The 21,894-nt window shown below is 66.2% G+C and carries 24 protein-coding genes and 1 other RNA gene; 6 read left to right on the top strand and 19 right to left on the bottom strand.

The window, feature by feature from the left end:
* The first annotated feature begins 12 nt into the window (after positions 1-12).
* A complete protein-coding gene (locus tag EU800_RS04170) occupies positions 13-975 on the top strand; it encodes an NADPH:quinone oxidoreductase family protein (protein WP_129628832.1) in 963 nt (320 codons plus the stop codon).
* Here EU800_RS04170 and EU800_RS04165 read toward each other — a convergent pair.
* Complete coding sequence (locus EU800_RS04165; RefSeq protein WP_129628830.1) at positions 929-1,831, bottom strand: LysR family transcriptional regulator; 903 nt, start codon at positions 1,829-1,831, stop codon at positions 929-931. The two genes, EU800_RS04170 and EU800_RS04165, sit on opposite strands and share 47 nt — an antisense overlap.
* A 125-nt stretch (positions 1,832-1,956) precedes the next feature.
* Here EU800_RS04165 and EU800_RS04160 point away from each other — a divergent pair, with 125 nt between their 5' ends.
* Together EU800_RS04160 and EU800_RS04155 are read left to right on the top strand one after the other, a co-directional pair.
* Complete coding sequence (locus tag EU800_RS04160) at positions 1,957-2,172, top strand: DUF1127 domain-containing protein (protein WP_129628828.1); 216 nt, start codon at positions 1,957-1,959, stop codon at positions 2,170-2,172.
* A 129-nt stretch (positions 2,173-2,301) separates the two neighbouring features.
* Positions 2,302-3,078, top strand: a complete 777-nt coding sequence (locus EU800_RS04155) for a Bax inhibitor-1/YccA family protein (protein ID WP_129628826.1) — start codon at positions 2,302-2,304, stop codon at positions 3,076-3,078.
* 198 nt (positions 3,079-3,276) lie between these two features.
* On the opposite strand, the gene rimK is transcribed toward EU800_RS04155, so the two are convergent.
* From rimK to EU800_RS04095, 12 genes are all read right to left on the bottom strand, one after another.
* Positions 3,277-4,182, bottom strand: coding sequence for a 30S ribosomal protein S6--L-glutamate ligase (gene rimK, locus EU800_RS04150; protein ID WP_129628824.1), 906 nt, complete (start codon positions 4,180-4,182; stop codon positions 3,277-3,279).
* Positions 4,179-4,697 carry a RimK/LysX family protein gene (locus tag EU800_RS04145; RefSeq protein WP_129628822.1) on the bottom strand — a complete coding sequence of 173 codons (519 nt, stop codon included), beginning with the start codon at positions 4,695-4,697 and terminating at the stop codon, positions 4,179-4,181. The genes rimK and EU800_RS04145 overlap by 4 nt, the downstream gene beginning before the upstream one ends.
* Before the next feature lie 134 nt (positions 4,698-4,831).
* Positions 4,832-5,329 carry a GNAT family N-acetyltransferase gene (locus EU800_RS04140; protein WP_129628820.1) on the bottom strand — a complete coding sequence of 166 codons (498 nt, stop codon included), beginning with the start codon at positions 5,327-5,329 and terminating at the stop codon, positions 4,832-4,834.
* A 74-nt stretch (positions 5,330-5,403) separates the two neighbouring features.
* Positions 5,404-5,571 (bottom strand): 50S ribosomal protein L33, encoded by a 168-nt coding sequence (gene rpmG / locus EU800_RS04135; protein ID WP_068315689.1) that lies wholly within the window; start codon positions 5,569-5,571, stop codon positions 5,404-5,406.
* 98 nt (positions 5,572-5,669) lie between these two features.
* Positions 5,670-6,380: a DUF533 domain-containing protein gene (locus EU800_RS04130; protein WP_129628818.1), complete on the bottom strand. Its 711-nt coding sequence runs from the start codon at positions 6,378-6,380 to the stop codon at positions 5,670-5,672.
* 85 nt (positions 6,381-6,465) lie between these two features.
* An RNA gene (gene rnpB / locus EU800_RS04125) (RNase P RNA component class A) lies at positions 6,466-6,836 on the bottom strand.
* Positions 6,837-6,847: 11 nt separating this feature from the next.
* Complete coding sequence (locus tag EU800_RS04120; protein ID WP_242500399.1) at positions 6,848-7,567, bottom strand: N-acetylmuramoyl-L-alanine amidase; 720 nt, start codon at positions 7,565-7,567, stop codon at positions 6,848-6,850.
* Positions 7,568-7,594: 27 nt separating this feature from the next.
* Positions 7,595-7,807 carry a hypothetical protein gene (locus EU800_RS04115; protein ID WP_129628816.1) on the bottom strand — a complete coding sequence of 71 codons (213 nt, stop codon included), beginning with the start codon at positions 7,805-7,807 and terminating at the stop codon, positions 7,595-7,597.
* Positions 7,808-7,866: 59 nt separating this feature from the next.
* Positions 7,867-8,535: a hypothetical protein gene (locus EU800_RS04110; protein ID WP_129628815.1), complete on the bottom strand. Its 669-nt coding sequence runs from the start codon at positions 8,533-8,535 to the stop codon at positions 7,867-7,869.
* A 43-nt stretch (positions 8,536-8,578) separates the two neighbouring features.
* Complete coding sequence (gene gatA / locus EU800_RS04105; RefSeq protein WP_129628813.1) at positions 8,579-10,066, bottom strand: Asp-tRNA(Asn)/Glu-tRNA(Gln) amidotransferase subunit GatA; 1,488 nt, start codon at positions 10,064-10,066, stop codon at positions 8,579-8,581.
* Positions 10,066-10,353: an Asp-tRNA(Asn)/Glu-tRNA(Gln) amidotransferase subunit GatC gene (gene gatC, locus EU800_RS04100; protein WP_129628811.1), complete on the bottom strand. Its 288-nt coding sequence runs from the start codon at positions 10,351-10,353 to the stop codon at positions 10,066-10,068. The genes gatA and gatC overlap by 1 nt, the downstream gene beginning before the upstream one ends.
* Positions 10,354-10,427: 74 nt before the next feature.
* The gene (locus tag EU800_RS04095; RefSeq protein WP_129628809.1) at positions 10,428-10,940 is read right to left on the bottom strand and encodes a DUF1697 domain-containing protein; all 513 of its coding nucleotides are present in this window, start codon (positions 10,938-10,940) and stop codon (positions 10,428-10,430) included.
* A 137-nt stretch (positions 10,941-11,077) separates the two neighbouring features.
* On the opposite strand from EU800_RS04095, the gene EU800_RS04090 reads away from it, so the two are divergent.
* A complete protein-coding gene (locus EU800_RS04090) occupies positions 11,078-12,397 on the top strand; it encodes an MFS transporter (RefSeq protein WP_129628807.1) in 1,320 nt (439 codons plus the stop codon).
* A gap of 86 nt (positions 12,398-12,483) precedes the next feature.
* Here EU800_RS04090 and EU800_RS04085 read toward each other — a convergent pair whose 3' ends face one another.
* The 6 genes from EU800_RS04085 to EU800_RS04060 all read right to left on the bottom strand — a co-directional run bounded on the left by EU800_RS04085 (position 12,484) and on the right by EU800_RS04060 (position 19,105).
* Complete coding sequence (locus EU800_RS04085; RefSeq protein WP_129628805.1) at positions 12,484-13,617, bottom strand: ABC transporter permease; 1,134 nt, start codon at positions 13,615-13,617, stop codon at positions 12,484-12,486.
* Positions 13,614-14,543: an ABC transporter ATP-binding protein gene (locus EU800_RS04080; RefSeq protein WP_242500398.1), complete on the bottom strand. Its 930-nt coding sequence runs from the start codon at positions 14,541-14,543 to the stop codon at positions 13,614-13,616. Before EU800_RS04080 ends, EU800_RS04085 begins: the two co-directional genes overlap by 4 nt.
* Positions 14,540-15,496: an HlyD family secretion protein gene (locus tag EU800_RS04075; RefSeq protein WP_207209846.1), complete on the bottom strand. Its 957-nt coding sequence runs from the start codon at positions 15,494-15,496 to the stop codon at positions 14,540-14,542. Before EU800_RS04075 ends, EU800_RS04080 begins: the two co-directional genes overlap by 4 nt.
* Positions 15,489-16,151: a CerR family C-terminal domain-containing protein gene (locus EU800_RS04070; protein WP_129628803.1), complete on the bottom strand. Its 663-nt coding sequence runs from the start codon at positions 16,149-16,151 to the stop codon at positions 15,489-15,491. The genes EU800_RS04075 and EU800_RS04070 overlap by 8 nt, the downstream gene beginning before the upstream one ends.
* Before the next feature lie 142 nt (positions 16,152-16,293).
* Positions 16,294-18,480 (bottom strand): serine/threonine protein kinase, encoded by a 2,187-nt coding sequence (locus tag EU800_RS04065; RefSeq protein ID WP_129628801.1) that lies wholly within the window; start codon positions 18,478-18,480, stop codon positions 16,294-16,296.
* A 49-nt stretch (positions 18,481-18,529) separates the two neighbouring features.
* Positions 18,530-19,105 carry an OmpA family protein gene (locus EU800_RS04060; RefSeq protein WP_129628799.1) on the bottom strand — a complete coding sequence of 192 codons (576 nt, stop codon included), beginning with the start codon at positions 19,103-19,105 and terminating at the stop codon, positions 18,530-18,532.
* Between the two features lie 348 nt (positions 19,106-19,453).
* Here EU800_RS04060 and EU800_RS04055 point away from each other — a divergent pair, with 348 nt between their 5' ends.
* Both EU800_RS04055 and EU800_RS04050 read left to right on the top strand, forming a co-directional pair.
* A complete protein-coding gene (locus tag EU800_RS04055; RefSeq protein WP_129628797.1) occupies positions 19,454-20,320 on the top strand; it encodes a M15 family metallopeptidase in 867 nt (288 codons plus the stop codon).
* A 43-nt stretch (positions 20,321-20,363) separates the two neighbouring features.
* Positions 20,364-21,866: a caspase family protein gene (locus tag EU800_RS04050; protein ID WP_129628795.1), complete on the top strand. Its 1,503-nt coding sequence runs from the start codon at positions 20,364-20,366 to the stop codon at positions 21,864-21,866.
* Positions 21,867-21,894: the final 28 nt, after the last annotated feature.

Below are 21,894 nucleotides of genomic sequence, written 5' to 3'. Positions count from 1 at the left end.
GGGAGATCCAAAATGCGCGCCTTTCGCCTCGTGGCCTACGAAACAGAACCCGAGCTGGTCCAGATGTCCCTGCCCGATCCGGGGCCGGGCGAAGTCACGATAGAGGTCGCTGCCTGCGGGCTGAATTTCGCAGACCTGCTGATGATGCGCGGTAAATATCAGGAACGGCCCGACCCTCCGGTCACACTCGGCATGGAGATGGCGGGGACGGTCTCCGCGCTTGGGCCGCAGGTGCGGGGGCTCGCGCCGGGTGATCGGGTCGCGGTGTTCACCGGTCAGGGCGGTCTTGCCGAGGCGGCCAACGTGCCGGCGGACCGGTGCGTGCGCCTGCCTGAGGGCATGCCGTTCAGCCACGCCGCTGCCTTCCAGGTGGCCTATGGCACCTCGCATGTCGCGCTTGCGCATCGGGCGCGGCTCGGGGCGGGCGAGCGGCTGGTGGTGACAGGCGCCGCCGGCGGGGTCGGGCTCACCGCGGTCGAGATAGGCGCGCTGATGGGCGCGGAGGTCGTCGCCATCGCGCGCGGCGAGGCAAAGCTGGACATCGCCCGGGCGGCCGGCGCGCGCCACCTGATCGACGCGGAGAGCTCGGATATGCGCGGCCAGCTCAAGGCGCTTGGCGGGGCGGATGTGGTCTACGAGACGGTGGGCGGGGCGCTCTGGGAGGCCTGTTTTCGGGCGGCGCGGCCGGAGGCGCGGCTTCTCGCCATCGGTTTCGCCAGTGGCGAGGTGCCACAAATCCCGGCCAATCACCTTCTGGTGAAGAATCTCAGCGTAATCGGGCTCTATTGGGGCGGCTATCTCGCCTTTCGGCCGGAAATCCTCACCGGGTCGCTGGCCCAGCTCTTCGCTTGGTACGCCGAAGGTCGACTATCGCCGCATGTCGGTCGTGAGCTGCCTCTGGAGCGCGCCGGTGAGGCGCTGGAAATGCTCAGGCAGCGGAAATCGACGGGGAAACTCGTGGTGACGATGCGGTGAGTTCGTCGCTGCGATAGGCTTCGCGAATGAGGTCGACCATGGCCGCCTCGGCACGTCCGTGTGCGAGATCGGAGACATAGAGGTTGATCGAGTAGCTCGGCAGGTCAGGAAGAGCGCCGTTGTGCTGGATCCGCTCGAGATAGGGCGGCTCGGTGCCTTCCAGCATCAGCGCCACCGCGAGATCGGCGCGGACTGTCGCCTCGATGATCCGGTCGGAATCGGATTCTACCGCCAGGTCCCAGCTGATCGCGCAACGTTCCAGCCCGCGCACGCCGGCGGCACGGAACATGCACTGCTTGGCCGAGCCGAAGCGCAGCGGCCGCTGCTTCCAGCAGGATCCGCCCTGAGCGCCGATCCAGGCGAGCGGCTTCTCGACCAGAACCTCGCCGCCGGGGCTGCGTTCGCGCTCGGTGGTGAGGATCATCGAGTACTGGCCGCGGGCAAAATCGTCGAGCAGGGCGCGCGAATAGGACGAGATCAGAGTCACCTTCACTCTCGGGAATGCGGCGTTGAAACGGCGCAGCACGTTGGGGATATGCGGGTAGAAGATGTCATGCGGCACGCCGAGCTTGATCTCGCCGGCGAAGTCATGTGCCGTGAGCCGGTCTATGGCCTCGTCGTTGAGCGCGAGCATCCGCCGGGCATAGGAAACAAGCTGTTCCCCGTTCGCGGTCAGAGAGACGCCACGGCCGGAACGGTCCAGAAGCTCGACATCCAGCGCCTCCTCCAAGCGCTTGATCTGCATGGAAACAGCCGACTGCGTAAGGTTCAGGTAACCGGCGGCGCGGGTCACGCCGCCGCTGTCGCCAACGGCCACGAAGGAGCGCAGCGCGGTCAGGTCGAGGTTTCGGGGCATGCATCACCTTTCGTGATGGATATCTTCAAGAACATTCGTTTTTCAAATCAAACACGATCGCCCATATAGATCAAGAGAAATGATGGCAGGCGAAGCCGCGTTCACAATCTGTTAAGGAAACCGTCATGAGCGTTCATAGCACCAACACCCATTTCCTCGGGACGTCGCGCCATCCGGGCCTCTTGCATCGGATCATGGAAGTCCTGGCCGTTCGCAAGCAGCGCCGTGATCTGGCGCAGCTCGACGACCGCGCACTGAGGGATATTGGCGTCAGTCGCGACGAGGCGGACCTCGAAGCCTCCCGCCCGGCCTGGGACGTGCCGCATCACTGGATGGGCTGAATCGTTCCGTCGCCGTGCAAAAGCAGCGCGGAAAGACTTGAAAAGGCGCCTCGGGCCCACGATATTTCCAGCAAAGACGTCCGCTGCGACCCAGCGGGCGTTTTTTGGGAACAAGAACGGAGGTTTTCGATGGCTGAATACGACACGATCCGGACGGCTGGTGTTTCCGGCGCCCGTGCCGCCCAGATCGACGAGGGCCTGCGCGCCCACATGAACAAGGTCTACGGCACGATGTCCGTGGGCATGCTGATCACTGCGCTTGCCGCGTGGGCGATCTCCGGGCTGGCGGTGTCGTCGGTTCCGAGTGCCTACCAGATTGGTGCCGACACCTACCTGACCAGCTTTGGTGCCGCGATCTATGCCTCGCCGCTCAAATGGCTGATCATGTTCGCGCCGCTGATCTTCGTGTTCGGCCTCTCCGCGATGGTGAACCGCATGTCGGCCTCGGCCGCGCAGTTGATGTTCTACACATTCGCCGCGGTGATGGGCCTGTCGCTGAGCTCCATCTTCCTCGTCTACACGTCGACCTCGATCGCCCAGGTCTTCCTGATCACGGCAATCTCCTTCGCGGGCCTGTCGCTCTACGGCTACACGACCAAGAAGGACCTGTCGGGCTGGGGCACCTTCCTGATGATGGGTCTGATCGGCCTGATCGTCGCGTCGATCGTGAACATCTTCCTGGCCTCCCCGGCCATGGTCTTCGCGATCTCGGTGATCGGTGTGCTGATCTTCGCGGGCCTTACCGCCTACGACACGCAGACCATCAAGAACACCTACATCCAGATGGCCGTCACCGGCGATCAGGAATGGCTCGGCAAGGCCGCGATCATGGGGGCGCTGAGCCTCTATCTCGACTTCATCAACATGTTCATCATGTTGCTGAGCTTGTTCGGCAACCGCGAATAAGATTTCCCAAATGGGAAAAGGAAACGGCCGGACCTCGTGTCCGGCCGTTTGCATTTGCGCACGCGGTTGCAGAAGGCGGGGTCTCGCGCGCAGCAGGACGCAGCGACGCGATCCCTACATCCCGCCAGCGGGGGAAAACAGCGCTGCAGACTTGTTACCGACGGGCGCTAACACGGCCCCGGGCGAGGCCGCTTCCCTTCAGCCGCGACCCTTGGTCTTCGAGCGTCCCGGTTTGGCGTTTTTCTCGATATAGTCGATGATCGTCCCGGCCACGTCCTTGCCGGTCGCGGTCTCGATCCCCTCGAGTCCGGGCGAGGAGTTCACCTCCATCACCACCGGGCCGTGGTTGGAACGCAGCATGTCGACGCCGCAGACATTGAGCCCGACCGCCCGGGCGGCCCGGATCGCGGTGGAGCGCTCCTCGGGCGAGATCCGCAGGAGCTTAGCGGAGCCGCCGCGGTGCAGGTTGGAACGGAACTCGCCCTCTTCCCCTTGCCGCATCATCGTCGCCACGACCTTTCCGCCGACGACGAAGGCGCGGATGTCGGAGCCGCCCGCTTCCTTGATGAATTCCTGCGCCATGATGTTGATGTTGGCGCCGCGGAAGGCCTCGATGATCGATTTCGCCGAGCGGTCGGTATCGGCGAGGATCACGCCCACACCCTGTGTGCCTTCCAGGAGCTTGATGACAAGGGGCGCGCCGCCGGCCAACTTGACCACCTCGGCGGTCTGTTTCGAGTCATAGGCGAACGTGGTGACCGGCAGGCCGATGCCATCGCGCGCCATCAGCTGCATCGAGCGCAGCTTGTCGCGCGAACGCCCGATGGCAACACTCTCGTTGAGGCAGTAGACGCCCATCATCTCGAACTGGCGCACCACCGCCATGCCGTAGAACGTGACAGAGGCACCGATCCGCGGGATCACGGCGTCGTAGGTCGGCAGCTTCTCACCGTCATACCAGATCTCCGGCCGGCGGGAGGCGATATTGATGTAGCAGCGCGTGGTGTTGATGATGGTCAGCTCATGCCCGCGCTCTTCGGCGGCCTCCTTCAGGCGCTTGTGCGAATAGAGATTGGGATTGCGGGCGAGCATGGCGATCTTCATTTCGCTGGATCCTTCTGGGTTCTGCTGGAGACGCCGGGCCGGGTCAGCCAGGAATGGCCGCAATCCACGACGAGGCGGTGGCCCCGAAGGGCGTTTCGGCCGATGATCATCGGATAACGCAACTCGCCCCGGTCGGTCAGCGAGATCTCGACGAGGAAACTGCGTTTCTCAATCATGAGGCGACTGCGGATGAAGAGCCGTTCCTCGACACTGCCGCCGCTGTTCTTGACCCCGCGTCGGTCGGAAACCCGGGCGTGGCAGAGATCAGGGGCGGGGTGCTTCAGGTCGGGCGGGCGGAACTGCACCCAGAGCTCACCGTCGTCCTGCCGGTATGCGGTGATCTCGGTGGCATGGAGCGCGGTGGTCCGCGCGCCGGTGTCGATCTTGGCGGCAAAATCCAGCAAGCCCAGCTCGGGCAGCGAGACGACTTCGCGCCAGCCGATGGTGAGCGGCGGCTTGGCGGGCCGTTTGCGCCGGGTCTTGCGGGGCAGGGCTGTGTCGCGGTCGGACGGCATCCGGGGCGGGCTCTCTCAATGGCGAAGGGGTTCGCCTATGGTCCATTGTGTCTTGTCTGAATGGGACAAGAGCAGGGCGGAAGACAAGGAGTATCTGTGCGCCGGTCGACTGGTGCCCGCACGAACGCCCGCGTCTAGGACCGGCGCATCCGTACCGCCGGAAAGTCGATTCCCTGCCTCAACCGTATTGTGACGGGGCCCAACTCCAGAAACCCCATTGCACTGTAAAACGGCACGGCTGTCAGGGTCGAGAGGCAGTCGAAGGCAGCAATCCCGGCGGCGGCGGATTCGGAGAAGATGGTTTGGAAGATCGCCCGTCCAATGCCCTGTCGAAGATGGCGGTGGTCGGTCACGACGTGGCGGATGTCGGCCGCGCCGCGCTCACCGGGGCGCGGGGTCCAGCCACCGGCGCCGACGATCCCGCCACTCGGGGCTTCGGCGACATAGTAGGTTCCGCAGGCGAGAAGTTCGGGCCGGGCGCGCGAGATGATCGGCAGGGCGGTAACCATCACCGATGGAGGGTAGTCCGCCTTGAGCTGTGCGGGATAGGAGCGCGCAAGCAACGCATCGACGCCGGCGGTGTCGGCCGGCGTGGCCGTTCGGACACGGAATGTGTGCGGCGCGTCGGACATTGGTCACCCTGGCAGACGGCAAAGGGGCTGCGCGGTCGCCCGCGCAGCCCCCAAAACATCGGATCGGCGAGACCTTACTTGATCTTGCCTTCCTTGTAGTCGACATGCTTGCGCGCGACCGGATCGTATTTCTTCACGACCATCTTCTCGGTCATGGTCCGGGCGTTCTTCTTGGTAACGTAGAAGTGGCCCGTGCCGGCGGTGGAGTTGAGCCGGATCTTGATCGTCGTCGGTTTTGCCATGGTCTGTCTCCTGCAACGGACTCGTGGCCCGTGAAATCTGAAGCCCGCTTCTTACGCCAGACGGCCGGGGAGTCAACCCCATTCCCTGCCGGCGCGGCTCAGCTCATGGGAGGAACACCGAGCGAGGCATGGATGCGGTCGCGCAGCGCGTCGCTGAGCTGGAGTGCGATCGCGAGTTGGCGAAGGTACTCGGCTTCTGCGGCGTGATCGAGCCGGATCGCGCTGAGCGAGGCGGCGTAGACCTGTTCGCGCGCGGCCTCTGAGGTGTCCTCGGCGAGCCCGGCGATGTCGATGGGCTTGGCGAGTTCCGCCTGGATGAATGCGCGCTCCTCCTCGGTGACCTCGGAAAGCTGCTCGAGGATCGCAGCCTGTTCCTGCGGGTCGATCTCGCCATCGGCCTTGGCGGCCTGGATCATCGCGCGGATCATCAGCTTGGCCTGGCGCTCCATGACGTCATTCACAGGCGTTCCGCCGAATATCGAGGAGATCATGTCGGCCGAGTGCTTCGAGCCGGCGGTTGCCGCACCCTGCAACGTCGTCATCAGGCTGCCGAGCCCGGCGGCGCTGGCGCCCGCGACACTGGCCGTCCCGGTCCCCATCTGCCCCATCAACTCCTTGACCTTCGCGGAGCCGCCGGGCAGGCCGAACTTGTCGGCGAGCGCGCCGAGATGCTCCGCGGTCGGGCTGTCACCCGCGCCTTGCAGCATGTCCTGCAGGCCGGCCATGCCGCCCATCTTGCGATACTGGTCCATGCCCCTTGCGGCGGCGAAGCCGGCGCCCACGGCCATGAGCGCTTTCAGAAAACTCATCTCGCTATCCTCCCTGACAGACACGTTGCGGCAGTCTAGCACCGGATGCGTCGCGAACCGAAAAAATCCTGGGGAGGCGGAAAATATGCGCGGATGGCCTGTAAGCCGGATTCTGTTCGGGGGCTCGCGCCCCGTCGATGACCATTCCTCTCGACGCACCGTTGCCGGTGCGCTCAAGCTGCCTACCCGACCTGCCTGGGGCTGAAGCGGCCCTGGGGACGCGCCCCGCGGAGGTCCTATCTGGCATTGCTCCCGGTGGGGCTTGCCGTGCCGCGGCCGTTGCCGGCCCCGCGGTGGGCTCTTACCCCACCGTTTCACCCTTGCCGCGCGAGCGCGGCGGTCTGTTCTCTGTGGCGCTTTCCGTCGGGTTTCCCCGCCCGGGCGTTACCCGGCACCGTTGCTTCAGGGAGTCCGGACTTTCCTCGGGGTCGCCCCCGCGGCCATCCGGCCATCCGCGCCAGAGGGACTTATGCGGCCGAAGCCCCGGGGTCAACGGGACAAAGGCGGGCGACTTGCTCTGCCCTTGCGATATCGGCGGGTGTGAGTGGTCCGCGCGCCTGCTGCCAGAAGCGCGCGCGGAAGGCGTCGAGGAGCGGCGTGATATCCGTGTCGCCGGGATAGCCGATTTGCGTGGCGGCATCCCGGAACCCTGCCTCGAGCTGGGTGGATGCCTTGGGGGCGGCACCAGCCGCGTCGTCGGCGCCGGCGTCGGGCCAGCAAGCGAGGCCGCGGCGGGCGAGGCGTGTCCAGTCGAAACGCCGTCCAGGGTCGATCTTGCGGTCGGGGGCCATGTCCGAATGGCCGATGACGCGGGCAGGGGGGATCGCGTGACGCGCGAGGATGTCGGCGAGCAGTGTCTCCAGCCGGTCCATGAGCGGCGCGGGGAAGGGGCTGGCGCCGTCATTGTCGAGTTCGATGCCGATGGAGTGGCTGTTCACGTCGCCGCGGCCGCCCCAGCTTCCGGCACCGGCATGCCAGGCGCGCATCTCCTCATCGACCAGCTGCCAGCACCGCCCGTCGCGGCCGAGCAGGTAATGCGCCGAGACCTCGATTCCGGGATCACACATGCGCTGCAGCGCCGCCTCTGCGCTGGTCATCGCGGTGTAATGCAGCACGATCAGATCCGGCACGGCCCCACTGCGGCGCGGGCCGAAATTCGGCGATCCGTGCCAGGCGATCCCGGTCACGACACGGTCGTGATGGAAGCCGTCACGTCACATTTCCATCTCGCCGGTGGCGTCGGAGAGTTCGGACGGCACGTCCTCGGAGGCGCTCATTGCGTCCACATCGCCGAGTGTCTCGCCAGCCGCCTCGGGCGACATGGACTCGAGCTCCGGCGAGGTGGCCTGACAGGCGGAGAGCGCCAAGAGAAGAATGAGCGCTGTTCCCGGCAGCGCAAATGCGCGGGTCGTCGTGGGTGCCGACATGGCGTCCTCCTGGGTTACGGGATCGGGACACAGCCAAGAGCGCCCCGTCCGGAAAAGCTCTACCGCCCGACCGCGCGCCGGTAAAGCCCCGGGTCCCAGGCGCAGGCATATCCGTCGCCGTCCGGGTCGATGCCGTGCCGGTCGCGTTCCGGGCCGCCGGCCTCCAGGAAGGCGAGTTGGGCCATGTCGCCGGAGGAATAGCCTTCGCAGCGGCGGTCCGCCCTCGCTTGGCTGGCCATCGTGCGGCGATAGACTGGCTGTCCCACCGGGTGCGATGTGGCCAGCGCGTAGGCGACGATATCCGGGCCGGTATCGGCCGGGCGAGCGGGGACGTTGCCTTGCGCCACCGCGGCCGTTGGTGTCGAGCTGGCAGGCGCGGGTGTGGCCGGCGTGATCACGCTGGAGCCGATGCCCGCGGCGGCAAGTTCCTGGACGCTGACGGCCTGTGGTGCGGCCGGCGCCGGGACGACCGGGGCCGTTGGCGCTGCGATCGCACTCAGCGGCGGGCCGGCGATGGGGCGGGGTGACGGGGCGCCGGTCTCTTCCGGCGGGGCGGTCGGGATCGACGAGGTGAGCTGTGCGTTCCGCGCCGCGCGCTCGCGGGCATAGCGCTCGGAGGCGTAGCTGTCATAGCTGCCAAACCCCACGCCCGCGGCGCTGTCAGGGATTTCGGGCGCACAGGCGGCCAGCGCCAGCACGCAGGCCACCGCAAGGGAGGGTCGATTCATCGGGGCACCTGCTCGGTCTCGTTCGGCTTGTTTTGCCGCCAGATTACCACCAACGCGCGGGTTTGGCCACAAATCCGGCCGCCGCTTCCAACGAGGCCGCGATATTGAGCAGGTCGCCCTCTTCCCATGGCCGGCCGATGAGTTGCAGCCCGAGCGGAAGCCCCTGTGTATCGCGCCCGGCGGGGACCGAGATGCCCGGCAGGCCGGCGAGGTTCACCGTCACTGTGAAGACGTCGTTGAGATACATCTGGACCGGGTCCGCCTCGGCCATCTCCCCGAGGCCGAAGGCGGCCGACGGGGTGGCCGGCGTCAGGATCGCGTCGACGCCGGCGGCATAGGCCTCGTCGAAATCGCGCTTGATCAGCGCGCGCACGCGGCGGGCGCGGTTGTAATAGGCGTCGTAGAAGCCGGCCGAGAGCACGTAGGTGCCGATCATCACGCGGCGCTTGACCTCGTCGCCGAAACCCTCGGCGCGGGTCTTCTCGTACATCTCCGTGATGCCGTCTCCCTGCGAGAGCTTGGCGCGGTGGCCGAAGCGGACGCCGTCATAACGGGCGAGGTTGGACGAGGCCTCGGCGGGGGCGATCACGTAATAGGCGGGCAGGGCGTATTTCGTGTGTGGCAGCGAGATGTCGACGATCTCGGCGCCGGCATCGCGTAGCATCGCCGCGCCGTCCTCCCAGAGCTTGCCGATCTCGGCCGGCATCCCATCCATCCTGTATTCCTTGGGAATGCCGATCTTCTTGCCACGGATGTCGCCGGTGATAGCCGCCTCGAAATCCGGAACGGCAAGGTCGGCGGAGGTGGAATCCTTCGGGTCGTGCCCGGCCATCGCGCCGAGCATGATCGCGGCGTCGCGGACGGTCTTGGTCATCGGACCGGCCTGATCGAGCGAGGAGGCGAAGGCGACGATGCCCCAGCGGGAGACCCGGCCATAGGTCGGCTTCAGCCCGGTGATGCCGGTGAAGGCGGCTGGCTGGCGGATCGAGCCGCCGGTGTCGGTGCCGGTGGCCGCGAGGCAGAGATCGGCCGCGACCGCGGCGGCCGAGCCGCCCGAGGAGCCGCCGGGCGTTAGCGCCGTCTCGTCATTGCCGCGCCGCCACGGGTTCACAGCGTTGCCGTAGCAGGAGGTCTCGTTCGACGAGCCCATGGCGAACTCGTCCATGTTGAGTTTGCCGAGCATGACCGCACCGGCCTGCCAGAGTTGAGTCGTGACGGTGGATTCGTATTCCGGCCGGAATCCTTCGAGGATGTTCGAAGCGGCCTGGCTTGGCACGCCCTGCGTGCAGAACAGGTCCTTTATCCCGAGCGGGATGCCGCACATCGGGTTCTCCGCACCGCCCTGGATGCGGGCATCCGCGGCCGCGGCCTGTTCGAGCGCGATCTCGGGCGTCTTGTGCACGAAGGCGTTGAGCGCGTCGGCCTTCTCGATCTCGTCGAGGCAGGCCCGGGTCAGTTCGGCGGAGGTCACCTCGCCGGCGCGCAATGCGTCGCGGGCGCCGGCAATGGTCATCTGGCTCAGTTCGGACATCACTCGACCACCTTCGGAACGGCAAAGAAGCCCTCGCGGGCGTCAGGGGCGTTGGCGAGCACCTTCTTCTGGTATCCGCCGTCGGTCACCACGTCCTCGCGGCGCTTGAGGCGCATCGGCGACACCGAGGTCATCGGCTCGACGCCCTCCACATCCACCTCGTTCAATTGCTCGATGAAGCCGAGGATGGCGTTGAACTCGCCGGCAAGGGCGGGCAGGGCGTCGTCCTCGACCTTGATGCGGGCGAGCTTGGCGACGCGGCGCGCTGTGTCTGTGTCGATCGACATGGGGCCTCCGGGGTCGGGCTGTGATCGGTTGGGGTTTAGCTTCGCACCGCGCGGGCCGCAAGCGGGTCGCCCGCTCAGCTGCCCTTCAGCATTTCGGCCAGTTTCGCCACCGTGTTCATATTGCGCGCCGTTCCGCCTGCTGCCTCCGGGATACGCAGCTTGGAGCGGCCCGAACCCGAGGGGTAATGCACGTAGATCTCGCGCCGCCCGAGCGCCAGCGCCTCATCCGCGCGGCCGCGCGCGTTCGCGAGCGCATCGGGCGGCACTGCGGCATCGAGGAAGATGGCATGAGTGAATTTCGGGTCCCGGCCGGCGAAGGGATTGGCGGCGCAAATTTTCGCCATCTCCTCCGAATCGCGGAGCAGAACGCCGATTTTCCGGCCGGCATATCCTTCCAGTTGCGCTTCGAGCGCGGCCTGAACAGCTTGGTCCGGCTGGTCGCTCTCGAAGAGCACGTTGCCGCTCGCGACATAGCTCCGCACCGTCGCGAAGCCGGCGGCTTCGCAAAGGCGCACCAACGCCGCCATCGGCAGCTTGCCTGTGCCGCCGACATTCACCGCCCGAAGCAGCGCGACATAGCGAGTCATCGGGCCTCCTTGCTCCGCCAGGACTCTTGCCCCCATCCTGCCGGAGCACCGGAGACGGCACCAGAGGCCGCGCCACCCCTCGGTTGCCCCATTGGTCCCGGGGGGATAGGTTGGCGCGGAAGTCCCGGAGTCGCCAGATGCTCGCGATCCTCGCCAACCGCTCCTACCGACATCTCCTCGCCGCGCAGGTCGTCGCGCTCCTCGGCACCGGCCTTGCGACCGTGGCGCTCGGACTACTGGCCTATGACCTCGCCGGCGACGGCGCGGCGATGGTGCTCGGCACGGCCTTCACCATCAAGATGCTGGCCTATGTCGGCATCGCGCCGGTCGCCGGCGCCTTCGCCGCCCGCTGGCCGCGCAGGCGTATGCTGGTCGCGCTCGACCTCGTCCGCGCGGGTGTCGCGCTGCTTCTGCCCTTCGTCACCGAGATCTGGCAGATCTACATCCTGATCTTCCTGCTGCAATCGGCCTCCGCGGCCTTTACCCCGGCCTTCCAGGCGACGATCCCGGACCTGTTGCCCGACGACGAAGACTACACGCGCGCGCTCTCGCTCTCGCGCCTCGCTTACGACCTGGAAGCGCTGGTTTCACCGATGCTGGCGGCGCTTCTGCTGGCCTTTCTCAGCTTCGACTCGCTGTTTTTCGGCACCACCGCAGGCTTCCTCGCCTCGGCGTTCCTCGTGCTCTCCGCCGTGCTGCCGGGTCCCGCTCCGAGCGCGCGGCGCAGCATCTACGCAAACACCACGCGGGGATTGCGCATCTATCTCAGGACGCCACGCCTGCAGGGGCTGCTGGCGCTCAACCTCGCCGTCGCCGCGGCCGGCGCCATGGTCATCGTCAACACCGTCGTCCTCGTCCGTGGCGCGCTTGGGCAGGGCGAGGGCGCGGTTGCGCTGACGCTGGCGGCGTTCGGCGGCGGCTCGATGCTCGCCGCGCTCTCGCTGCCGCGCCTGCTCGACCACCTGCCGGACCGCGATGTCATGCTCGCGGGGGCCGCGGGGCTTTCTGCCGTCCTGCTGACTCTTGCCGCTCTCATCGCCGCGACCGGCCTTTCGTGGTCGCTCCTGTTGCCGGCCTGGCTCCTGCTCGGCGCCTGCTACTCGGCGGTGCTCACCCCGTCCGGGCGCCTGTTGCGCCGGTCCGCCCATGCCGAGGATCGCCCCGCCGTTTATGCTGCGCAATTCGCGCTGTCGCACGCCTGCTGGCTTCTGACCTACCCGCTCTCGGGCTGGCTTCAGACCCGCTTCGGCACGCTCGTCGCGCTTACGATGCTCGGCCTGATCTGCCTCGCGGGCCTCCTCGCGGCCCGCCGCCTCTGGTCCCCCGGCCAGATCCGGGAGGTGGAGCATGAGCATCCGGACCTGCCGCCCGATCACCCGCACCTCGCAGGCCATAAGAGCCACCAGCACGTCTATGTCATAGACGACTACCACCAGAGCTGGCCGCAGAACGGCTGAAGCAGCAGCTTCACTTATCCGACAATGCCAAAGGGTAGAGCAGCGCCCGGAACGGGCGCCGGACACGGTACGCCCTCGGGCCGGCCTCAGTCGAGCGTTCGCCGGAACCGCAGCAGCGCCATCATCGAGAAGACGAGCACGAAGACGCAGAGCGCAGCCACCTGTGCGGAAATGTTCTCGAACCCCGCGCCCTTCAGCATCACCGCCCTGACCATCCGCAGGAAATGGGTGAGCGGGAACCCCTCGCCCAGCACCTGCGCCCAGTCGGGCATGCCGCGATACGGGAACATGAACCCCGAGAGCAGGAGGGAGGGCAGGAAGATGAAGAAGGTGAGCTGCATCGCTTGCATCTGAGTGCGCGCGAAGGTGGAGATCGTGTAGCCGAGCAGCACCAGCGTCAGCACGAAGAGGAAGATGCCGCCCATCAGCAGCCAGACCGAACCGACGAAGGGCACGCCGAAGAGCAGCTTCGAGGCCAGCAGGATGATCGCCACCTGCACAGCGCCGACGAAGAAATAGGGCAGTATCTTGCCCAGCATGATCTCGAAGCCGTTGGCCGGCATCGCCAGAAGGTTTTCCATCGTGCCGCGTTCAATCTCGCGGGTCAGCGCCATCGAGGTCATCATCATCATCGTCATCTGGAGGATGACGCCGAGCAGCCCGGGCACGATGTTGTATTGTGTGATCCCCTCGGGATTGTAGCGGCGGTGGACCACCACCTCGAGCGCGCCGCGGGCGGCGTCTTCGGCCACCGCCTCCTGCCCGCGCTCATGCAGCAGCGCTTCGGCCGCCACCTGTCCGAGCGTCGAGATCGCGCCCGAGGCCACCGCGGGGTCTGTCGCGTCGGCCTCGATCAGAATCTGGGGAGAATCGCCCCGATCCACCCGGCGGTCGAAATCCGACGGAATCGTCACCACGAAGGAGACTGCGCCACGTTCGATCAGCGCCTCCGCCTCGGCGGCCGAACTGGTGACGTGGTCGAAGCGGTAATAGCCGGTCAGCTCCAGTGCCGTGACGATGGCGCGCGAATAGCGGTCCTGCGTTGGCGCGACGAGGGCGGCGGGCAGGTCCTTGGGGTCGTTGTTGATGGCGAAACCGAAGAGTGCGAGCTGGATCAGCGGGATGCCGATCATCATCGCGAAGGTGACGCGGTCGCGGCGCATCTGCACGGTTTCCTTGCGCAGAAGCGCGGCGAGGCGGCGGAGCGAGAAGAGGGTCATGCCATGTTGTCCTGGCTAGTGCCCATGAAGCGGATGAAGGCGTCCTCTAGGCTGGTCTCGGTGGGGGTCGCCCGCGTGCCGGTCTCCTCGGCCACCGCGGCAACTGCCCGGCCAAGCGCCTCGGCATCGCGGCCGACGACATGCAGAGTCGTGCCGAAGGGCGCGATCTCGTCGACGCCGTCCCGGCCACGCAGCCGCCGGTCCGCCTCATTGATCGCCGCGACCGGCCCTTCGAGAAGGATCGTCGTGAGCCCGGCATGGGCGATCACATCATCGACGGTGCCCGAGGCCACCAGCGAGCCATAGGCGATGTAATTGACGAAATGACAGCGCTCTGCCTCATCCATGTAATGGGTCGAGACAAGCACCGTCATGCCGCCGGCGGCGAGGTGATGGATCTCGTCCCAGAAGTCGCGCCGTGCCTTGGGGTCGACACCGGCGGTCGGCTCGTCGAGGAGCAGCAACTTGGGGCGATGCATCACGCAGGCGGCGAGCGCCAGCCGCTGTTTCCAGCCGCCCGAGAGCTTGCCCGCGAGTTGATTCCGGCGCGCCGTCAGGCCGAGGTTTGCAAGCGTCTCGGCGACGATCCGGCGGCGCGGGCGCAGCCGGTAGAGCCCGGCGACGAAGTCGAGATTCTCGCGGATCGTCAGGTCCTCGTAGAGCGAGAAGCGCTGTGTCATGTAGCCGATCTCGGCCTTGATCGCCCGCGTGTCGCGCCCGAGATTGTAGCCGAGCACGGTGCCCGTGCCCTCGTCGGCCGTCAGCAGGCCGCACATGACGCGGATCATCGTCGTCTTGCCTGAACCGTTGGGGCCGAGAAAGCCGGTGATCTGGCCGCGCGCCACCTCCATCGTCACGTCGTTCACCACGGCGCGGCCGCCAAAGCGCTTGGTCAGGTGTTCGACGCGGATTGCCGGATCGATCACTGTGCGTCCCCCGGCAGGCGGACATCGACGATCTGGCCGGGCTTCAGTCCCTTGGAATCTGCGGTCGGTCGGGCCTCGACGAGATAGACCAGCTTCTGGCGGTTATCGAGCGAGTAGATCACTGGGGGCGTGAATTCCGGCGAGTCCGAGACATAGCTGACGGTCGCGGCTTCGCCCGGCGGGCAGCCGTCGCAATTCACCTCGAGCACGGTGCCGAGACCGATCCCGGCCAGTGCCGGCTCGGGAACATAGAGCCGCAGCAGCACCGCACCGTCGGGAAGCAATGTCAGGACCGGCGCGCTCGGTCCGGCGATCTCGCCATCGGTGCGCAGCACCTCGTGGACGATCCCCGCGGCTGGCGCGGTCAGGCGACGCTGCCCGAGTTGCCACTCCGCGGCATCCTTGCGCGCGCGGGCCTGGGCGAGCGCCGCCTCGGCGGCCTCGATCTCGTGCCGCCGGGCGGGAAGGCGGGCCACGGCGAGATTTGCCTCGACCTCGGCTTCCTTGGCCCGCGCCATGTCGAGCCGCAGCGTGGCGTCGTCGAGCTGGGTCTGCGGAGTGATGCCGCGCTCGACAAGGTCGGCAAGGCGCTGCTCCTCGCGCTCGGCCTCGCGCACCTCGGCCTTCGCAGAGGCGAGATTGGCCTCGATGACGCGGATCTCCTCGGCGCGTCGGCCTTCGCGAAGGTTCGCGAGCGTGCTCTCGGCCTGTTCCAGTGCCGCCCGCGCTTCGGCCACCGCGATGGCGGCATCGCGGGTTTCCATTTCGGCGAGGACCTGGCCGGCCTCGACGCGGTCGCCCCGCTGAACCGCGAGGCTCTCGACCTGCGCCGTCGTGATCGGTGCGATCAGGCGGAATTCGCCTTCGACATAGCCGGTGGCCAGCGGCGGCACTCCGGTGCAGGCCGCAAAGAAGGTTGCCAGGATCGGGAGGCCGCAAATCGTGTCAATCATGGGTGATCTCCCGTGCCGCGGAAATGGCGGCCTTGAGATGTGTGGTGATGATGTCGGTGACTTTCGCAACGCGGGCCTCGTCGAGACGGTCCCAGTCGAGGCGCCGTTTCACGAGGCTCTCGCCGATGCGGAAATAGAGCACCTGGCCGATTATGGCGAAGACGGCGAGCCGCGTTTCCTCGCTCTCGGCCGGCCAGCCGCTGGCAGCCTCCCACAACCGGCAGAAGGCGCGGTGGCGAGGGGCGAAGGTGGTGCTGTAGACCAGGTCGAGCGCCGGGCCTTCCTCGGCAAGTTCGCGCAGCATGAAGGGAACGAAATTCGCCTCTTCCTGCTCGAGCAGGATGAAGTGGACGAAGTTGCGGACCACCCCTGCGAGAATTTGGACCGCGTGGTCCGGGTCCGTGGGCGACGGGATCTCGGTTGCGCCAAGGACGGCGCCGATGCGCTCGGCGACGGCTTCCGCGCAGGCCAACCGCAGTGCGGCCTTGCCGCCGAAATGATAGGCAATGGAGGCGACATTGGTGCCCGCGCGCTGGGCGATCGCGCGGGTGGAACTGGCCTGGTATCCGGCTTTGCCGAAGAGCGTGATCGCGGCGTCGATCAGCGCCCGGCGGGTCTGCTCGGAAGGGCCTTGCGGGGGAGGGGCTTCGGACATGGCGACTCAAAATTCAATCAAACGTTTGATTGAATTTTGACTCCGATCAGCCGGGATGTCACGTGTTTTCGCGTGATCGCGCCACGATGACGCGATCACGGATACGGCAGTTGGGATTTTCGGGTGTGCGCCGGGCGATTGCTCAGGGCGCGACCATCTCGAGCACGCGGCTGTCGAGTGTCTGGATGTCGCCGGTACCGTGCGTGCCGCCGGATGTCAGTGCCTCGACATAGCCCTCGACGCTTTCGGCGGTGGGCCGAAGAGTGTCGAAGAGCGGTTCGTCCGAATGCAGCACTAGGATCTTGCTCTTCCCGAGCAGGCTGTCATCGACGAGGAAGGCGATCCGGTCGGGCGCGGCGTCCGAGACCGGGAACGCGACGCGGATCGAGACCGGACCGTCCTGCAGGCCCCTGAGATCGGCCACCGAGTTTCCGGACCGGTTCACGTTGGGCAGCAGGTGGAAGACGCTGCCGGTGACGTCGATGATCGAGACGTAGAGGTACCCGGTCAGCATGTCGGCTGGCAGAACGATGTCAATCACCGGGTTCTCGCCGGTCAGGAAGCGCCCGGACGGGTTCGGCTTGCCGGACTCGCCAAAGCCGAAATCGATGCCGATGCCGCCCGGCGGTACCTTCGGCAACTCGTGTTCGACAAGGCAGAGAGCAGGATTGAGCAGCTCGGTCTCGACAGTGACGTCCCGCCCCTCGGCGACGCCGCTCAGCGCATCGTAGAGACTCAGCCGGCTATTGGCGCTTGCGAGCGTACCGGTCACCGCGATCGTGTCGTCCGGTCCGTAGCCTCCGGCCGGCGCATCGGCGAGGGCAAGCGGGCCGCAATCGGCATGTTGGGCAAGGATCGGCTCGAGCGTCGAGGCCGAAAGCGGTGGCGCGAGGAAATCGATCTGGCCGTCAAGCACCATGCCGGCAGGCAGGGCGGGCGCGGCGAGAAAATCGTCCAGCCGGTCGCGCACGGCGGCGTCGCTGGTGGCGCCTTCGAGCGTGATGTCGTTGCCTTCTACCCGGATAGTGAAGACGTCGAGCGCTGCCGCCTGCGACATTGCCCTCTCGACCGCTTCCTGCCAACCATCGGCAATGTCGCCGCGGGCGAGGCTGAGATCCACCGTGCCGCCCTCGGCCGAGGTCCGGATCTTGAGCGTGTCGAGCATCTCCTGGCTTGGCACATGGCCGGTGAGCACCGGCCCGCCGAGCTCCACCCGTTCGGCCGCGAAGGTATACGGGTCCGCCACGGGAAGTTTCGGGCCGAAAAGACCCATGAACCACGCCGCCGCCCCGCCACCGACCGCGAGAAGTACGACCAGCGCGATGATGATCGGCATGGCGCTCGACGATTTCTTCTGCGGGGCGGACGATGCGGCTGCCGACGTCTCCTTGCGGTGCGAGGGTTGGGGCGATGCCGGTTGGGAGGCTCGGGATGGGGCCTCCCGTTCGGTCGGCCGCGCCCCCTGGAGGATATCCAGAGCGCCCTGGCCCCCGGGTTTGCCGGACTCGATGGCGGCAATCTCCCGCAGGATCTCCTCGGTGGACTGGAAGCGCGCCAGCGGATCCGGTTCGACCATGCGCGCGATCAGGCTCTGTAACGGTTCGGGAACCGCCGAGACGTCGGGCGGCAGCTTCTTGGCCTCAAGCACTTCAAGCAGATTGCCGCCGACCTTGGGATGGTGGCCCTGGAAGGTGGCGAGAAGAGTCATACCAAGGGCGTAGATGTCCGAGCGGGCATCGACATGGCCGCCCATCTGCTCAGGTGCAGCATAGGCGAACTTGCCGGCGAATTCGGTGCCGACGATGGTGCTGGCACCCGGATTGGAATCCTTGGCGATGCCGAAATCGATGATCACAGCGCGGGCCGGGTCGCCGCCCTTGAGAATGATGTTGTCGGGGGAAAGATCCCGATGGACGATGCGTCGCTCATGCGCAGCGTGGAGGCCCTGGGCAACGCGGCGGGCGACGATCAACAGATCCTCGGCCGACATGCCCCCCTTTTTCATCTTCGCCTCGAGTGAGGGCCCGTCGACGAAATCCATCACAAGGTAGATATGGCCTTCGGCAGTCCGGTGGTTTTCCGAGTAGCCGACCACCGCGTCGTGGCGGATGTCGCGCATCTCCTCCTCGCGCTTCATGAGCACGAGGAAGTTCTCGTTTCCTGCAAACTCGGCCTTCAGAACCTTGAGCGCCACGAGACGCCCGGAAATCTCGTTGCGAGCGCGGAACACTTCGGAGGTGCCGCCACGCCCGAGGACTGCCTCGATCCGGAAGGTGTTGTTCAGCAGTTCGCCGACATGGAAGGTCGTGTCGCTTGCAGGGCTGTTCATCGTCGCGCTATCGCCTCGGCTCGGCCTTCCGGGATATGTTGCAGGCCGGTCAGCTGATCAGCTGGAATTCAACGCGGCGATTTTCCTCGGCGTTCGGATCGCTGTCGTTCACGGGATGGCCCTCGCCGACACCGATCGCGATCAGACGGTCTTCGGAGATGCCACAGGTGCCCACCATGTAACGCTTCACCTCGGACGCCCGAAGCACTGACAGGTTCTGGTTGTATTTCTCCGATCCCTTCGCGTCGGTATGACCGACGATGCGGAAGATCTGGCCTTCCATGTTCGTCATCGCCTCGCAGAGCGTGGCGAGCTTCGGCTTCTGGTCCTCGCGCAGCAGCGCGGAATCGAAGTCGAAGGAGATCCGCACATTGATCTCCGTATCCGCGTCGGTCTCGCTGTAGACCGCCGCCTGCTGCAGCTGCTCCGGCGCCGGCGCGGCGGCATTGGCCCCGGCGCCACCGGCAGGGGCGATCACCAGACCGCGGGTCTTCTGCTTTTCGAAAAGCTTCTGCAACTCCTCGGCGCTTTGCTGCGATGCATCATTGTCCTGCGCAAACGTCGGCGCCGTCAGGCCGGCGGCAAAAGCGACCGTCAGGGCGGCCAATATAATCCTTCGGCTCATAACAAACTCCAATTCAAGTTCGGCATCCGACAACAGCCTATACCACCCCAATTCAGGCGGCAACGCACAAGCGATGGGGAGCGAGGCGGCCGAGTCGGCATCCTGGCGTGTTGCTATTCAACACGAGATAACGATACCCGGCGAAATACCGAAATTTTAAGGCATATTCTTGGCATACATGGCTATGTCGAGGCACTGGCGCGGCCGGGCCGGCCGGGCGGCATCAGCCTGCTTCACAACGGTGTGAAGCGCCTTGAAAGCCTCGGCCCACTCGCCCCTTGCCTCGCGGGCGCATGGCGCGTTTACTCGCGCCAGACCTTTTCGAACGAAACGATACAGGAAGATGGCATGCGACTCGTCCCGGCAATCATCATCGCGGTCGCGTTGCTCATTGCCCCCGTGCTCTGGATCGTGTTGCCGAAAATGCTCAGCCCCAGCCGGACCTCGACACTCGGGCCGGATGCCACCGTCGACGACCTCGTGTTCGAATTCCTCAACCAGGAAAACGTGATCTTCCAGCTTCAGGAGCGGGTCGACGAACTCTCCGCGGCGGTTCGGGAGCTCAACTCGCAGCTTCAGCGCGTGGAACGCGATCTCGCCTCGGCGCGGACCCTCGGCGGGGGAGGCGGCACCGGCGGAAGCCAGGCGCCGATCGGCGAGATCGAGGACAACGAGTATACCGAGGTCGTGCTGATCCAGAACCGCACCGGATTCAATAACCCGCTGTCGGTCGCCTCTTCCTCCTTCATCGTCGATCTTCTCGGCAGGCCGCGTGACGTGCTTTCAGACAATTGCGAGCCGATGACCAACGAAGGCCTCAAGGCGATGCTGCGGACGGAGCAGGTCGGACCGGTCACCGTCACGATGCTGGAACCGGCGATCGAGTCCCTCAAGCGCGTCTTCGAGAGCATCCGGCGCACTGACCCCAAGCTGCACGACCTCATCAACACCGCCGGCGCGCTCTGCGTGCGCCAGATCCGCGGCACGACGGGGCGCTACTCGAACCATTCCTTCGGTCTTGCCGTCGACCTCAACATCAACGGGCGGCTTGACAATTTCACCGACGGCAAGACCCAGCTCGGGCTCATCATCATCGCTGACTTCTTTCACGAGGAGGGGTGGATCTGGGGGGCAGGCTTCAACCGCGAAGATTCGATGCATTTCGAAGTCAGCAAGGAAAAGTTACTCGAATGGCGCAGCGAAGGGCTGATATAGTCGCGCCGTCGCGCGCGCCTCTCGCAAGACCTGGAGCCTGAAGATGAAGATATTGAAACGCCTGCTGGTTGTCCTCCTGCTGGTCGGACCGCTGCCCGCCTTTGCGGCGACCGAGCGGGTCGCGCTGGTCATCGGGATGGGCGACTACGAAAGCGTTGCGGCGCTCGACAATCCGGTCCGGGACGCCCGCGCCGTTGCCGAGACGCTCGAAGGTATCGGCTTCAAGGTCACCGAGGTGATCGACTCGCCGCTTCAACCTCTGCTGAAGGTGCTGGATGATTTTGCCTTCCGCGCAGAGACGGCGGATCTCGCGCTGGTGTATTTCGCCGGTCACGGGGTGCAGGTGCAGGGCGAGAACTTCCTCCTGCCGGTCGACGTCGCGCCGAAATCGAATGACGACCTGCGCCGGCAGGCGGTCTCGCTCGACACACTGCTCAAGGTGGTCGACCGGGCGCGGAAGATGCGCATCGTGATCCTAGACGCGTGCCGCAACAATCCGCTTGGCGGTGGTATCGCGGCGGCCAGCGAGACGGAGACGGCGGATGCCTCGGGGGCCCGCAGCGTCGGGGGAGCCGGCGAGGGCCTCGCCGCCTCCGCGCCCGACCGTGGCACGCTTGTGGCCTATGCGGCCAAGGACGGTTCGGTCGCGCTGGACGGCAACAACGGCAACAGCCCCTTCGCCCAGGCGCTGATCGAGACCCTGCCGCAGCCGGGGCTCGAGATCAGCCTGATGTTCCGCCAGGTCCGCGACAAGGTTCTTCGCGCGACCGGCAACCGGCAGGAGCCTTATTCCTATGGCTCGCTATCGGGCGTGCCGTTCTATCTGGCCGGGCCGGCCGAGGGCCAGATATCACTGCCCACCGGCGGTGACCTGATCTCCGCCTGGTCGGCGCTGCCGGCCGACCGCGAGCCGGAACTGGTTGCGCTGGCCGAGACCGGAGATACGCGCTCGATGGTGGCGCTCGCCGCGCGGCGGATGAACCCGGGCGGCGATTTCCGTCCCGCCGATGCCGTCTCCTGGTATCGCCGCGCTGCCGACGCGGGCGACCCGCAGGCGCAGTTCGAACTGGCGCGGATCTACGAGGAAGGTGTCCTCGTTCAGGCCGACCCGGACAAGGCGCACGAGCTTTATCTCGCCTCCGCGGATCAGGAATTCGCCGATGCCCTTAATGATGTCGGCTATTTCTATTTCCACGGCATGCTGGGCTTCGAGCCCGACCAGACGAAGGCGATGGAGTATTTCGAACGCGCCGCCGACCAGCGGCATCCACGCGCGCAGCACAATTTCGCGGTCCTGATCGATCGTGGCCAGGTTCCCGGCAAGGGGCCGCAGGATGCGGCCGACTATCTCTATGCGGCGCTGCGCGCCGGAGTGACCGAAGTGCTGGTGACGTTGCAGGAAAAGCCCGAACTCTTCACCCTCGCCACCCGACAGGAGCTGCAGCGTCGGCTGCAGGAACGAAATTTCTACAGCGGCGCCATCGACGGCGACTTCGGTCCGGGAACGGCGCGCGGGCTGCGCCAGGCCTACGGGCTCGAGGAGTGATGCATCTCTGACAGTATTCGTTAAAACG

It is taken from the genome of Tropicimonas sp. IMCC6043, from assembly GCF_004146235.1.
GTDB lineage: Bacteria > Pseudomonadota > Alphaproteobacteria > Rhodobacterales > Rhodobacteraceae > Tropicimonas.
This window is presented reverse-complemented; position numbering and strand designations above follow the sequence as displayed.

Bases quoted from the DNA above. Each gene is read 5' to 3' on its own strand.
- EU800_RS04145 (WP_129628822.1), bottom strand. From the start codon at position 4,697: ATGCCGTCCGACCGCGACACAGCCCTGCCCCGCAAGACCCGGCGCAAA.
- EU800_RS04075 (WP_207209846.1), bottom strand. From the start codon at position 15,496: ATGATTGACACGATTTGCGGCCTCCCGATCCTGGCAACCTTCTTTGCG.
- EU800_RS04095 (WP_129628809.1), bottom strand. From the start codon at position 10,940: ATGACTCGCTATGTCGCGCTGCTTCGGGCGGTGAATGTCGGCGGCACA.
- EU800_RS04140 (WP_129628820.1), bottom strand. From the start codon at position 5,329: ATGTCCGACGCGCCGCACACATTCCGTGTCCGAACGGCCACGCCGGCC.
- EU800_RS04070 (WP_129628803.1), bottom strand. From the start codon at position 16,151: ATGTCCGAAGCCCCTCCCCCGCAAGGCCCTTCCGAGCAGACCCGCCGG.
- EU800_RS04170 (WP_129628832.1), top strand. From the start codon at position 13: ATGCGCGCCTTTCGCCTCGTGGCCTACGAAACAGAACCCGAGCTGGTC.
- rpmG (WP_068315689.1), bottom strand. From the start codon at position 5,571: ATGGCAAAACCGACGACGATCAAGATCCGGCTCAACTCCACCGCCGGC.
- EU800_RS04155 (WP_129628826.1), top strand. From the start codon at position 2,302: ATGGCTGAATACGACACGATCCGGACGGCTGGTGTTTCCGGCGCCCGT.
- EU800_RS04065 (WP_129628801.1), bottom strand. From the start codon at position 18,480: ATGAACAGCCCTGCAAGCGACACGACCTTCCATGTCGGCGAACTGCTG.
- EU800_RS04090 (WP_129628807.1), top strand. From the start codon at position 11,078: ATGCTCGCGATCCTCGCCAACCGCTCCTACCGACATCTCCTCGCCGCG.
- EU800_RS04085 (WP_129628805.1), bottom strand. From the start codon at position 13,617: ATGACCCTCTTCTCGCTCCGCCGCCTCGCCGCGCTTCTGCGCAAGGAA.
- EU800_RS04115 (WP_129628816.1), bottom strand. From the start codon at position 7,807: ATGTCGGCACCCACGACGACCCGCGCATTTGCGCTGCCGGGAACAGCG.
- EU800_RS04055 (WP_129628797.1), top strand. From the start codon at position 19,454: ATGCGACTCGTCCCGGCAATCATCATCGCGGTCGCGTTGCTCATTGCC.
- EU800_RS04060 (WP_129628799.1), bottom strand. From the start codon at position 19,105: ATGAGCCGAAGGATTATATTGGCCGCCCTGACGGTCGCTTTTGCCGCC.
- EU800_RS04165 (WP_129628830.1), bottom strand. From the start codon at position 1,831: ATGCCCCGAAACCTCGACCTGACCGCGCTGCGCTCCTTCGTGGCCGTT.
- EU800_RS04110 (WP_129628815.1), bottom strand. From the start codon at position 8,535: ATGAATCGACCCTCCCTTGCGGTGGCCTGCGTGCTGGCGCTGGCCGCC.
- EU800_RS04160 (WP_129628828.1), top strand. From the start codon at position 1,957: ATGAGCGTTCATAGCACCAACACCCATTTCCTCGGGACGTCGCGCCAT.
- gatA (WP_129628813.1), bottom strand. From the start codon at position 10,066: ATGTCCGAACTGAGCCAGATGACCATTGCCGGCGCCCGCGACGCATTG.
- EU800_RS04130 (WP_129628818.1), bottom strand. From the start codon at position 6,380: ATGAGTTTTCTGAAAGCGCTCATGGCCGTGGGCGCCGGCTTCGCCGCC.
- EU800_RS04050 (WP_129628795.1), top strand. From the start codon at position 20,364: ATGAAGATATTGAAACGCCTGCTGGTTGTCCTCCTGCTGGTCGGACCG.
- gatC (WP_129628811.1), bottom strand. From the start codon at position 10,353: ATGTCGATCGACACAGACACAGCGCGCCGCGTCGCCAAGCTCGCCCGC.
- rimK (WP_129628824.1), bottom strand. From the start codon at position 4,182: ATGAAGATCGCCATGCTCGCCCGCAATCCCAATCTCTATTCGCACAAG.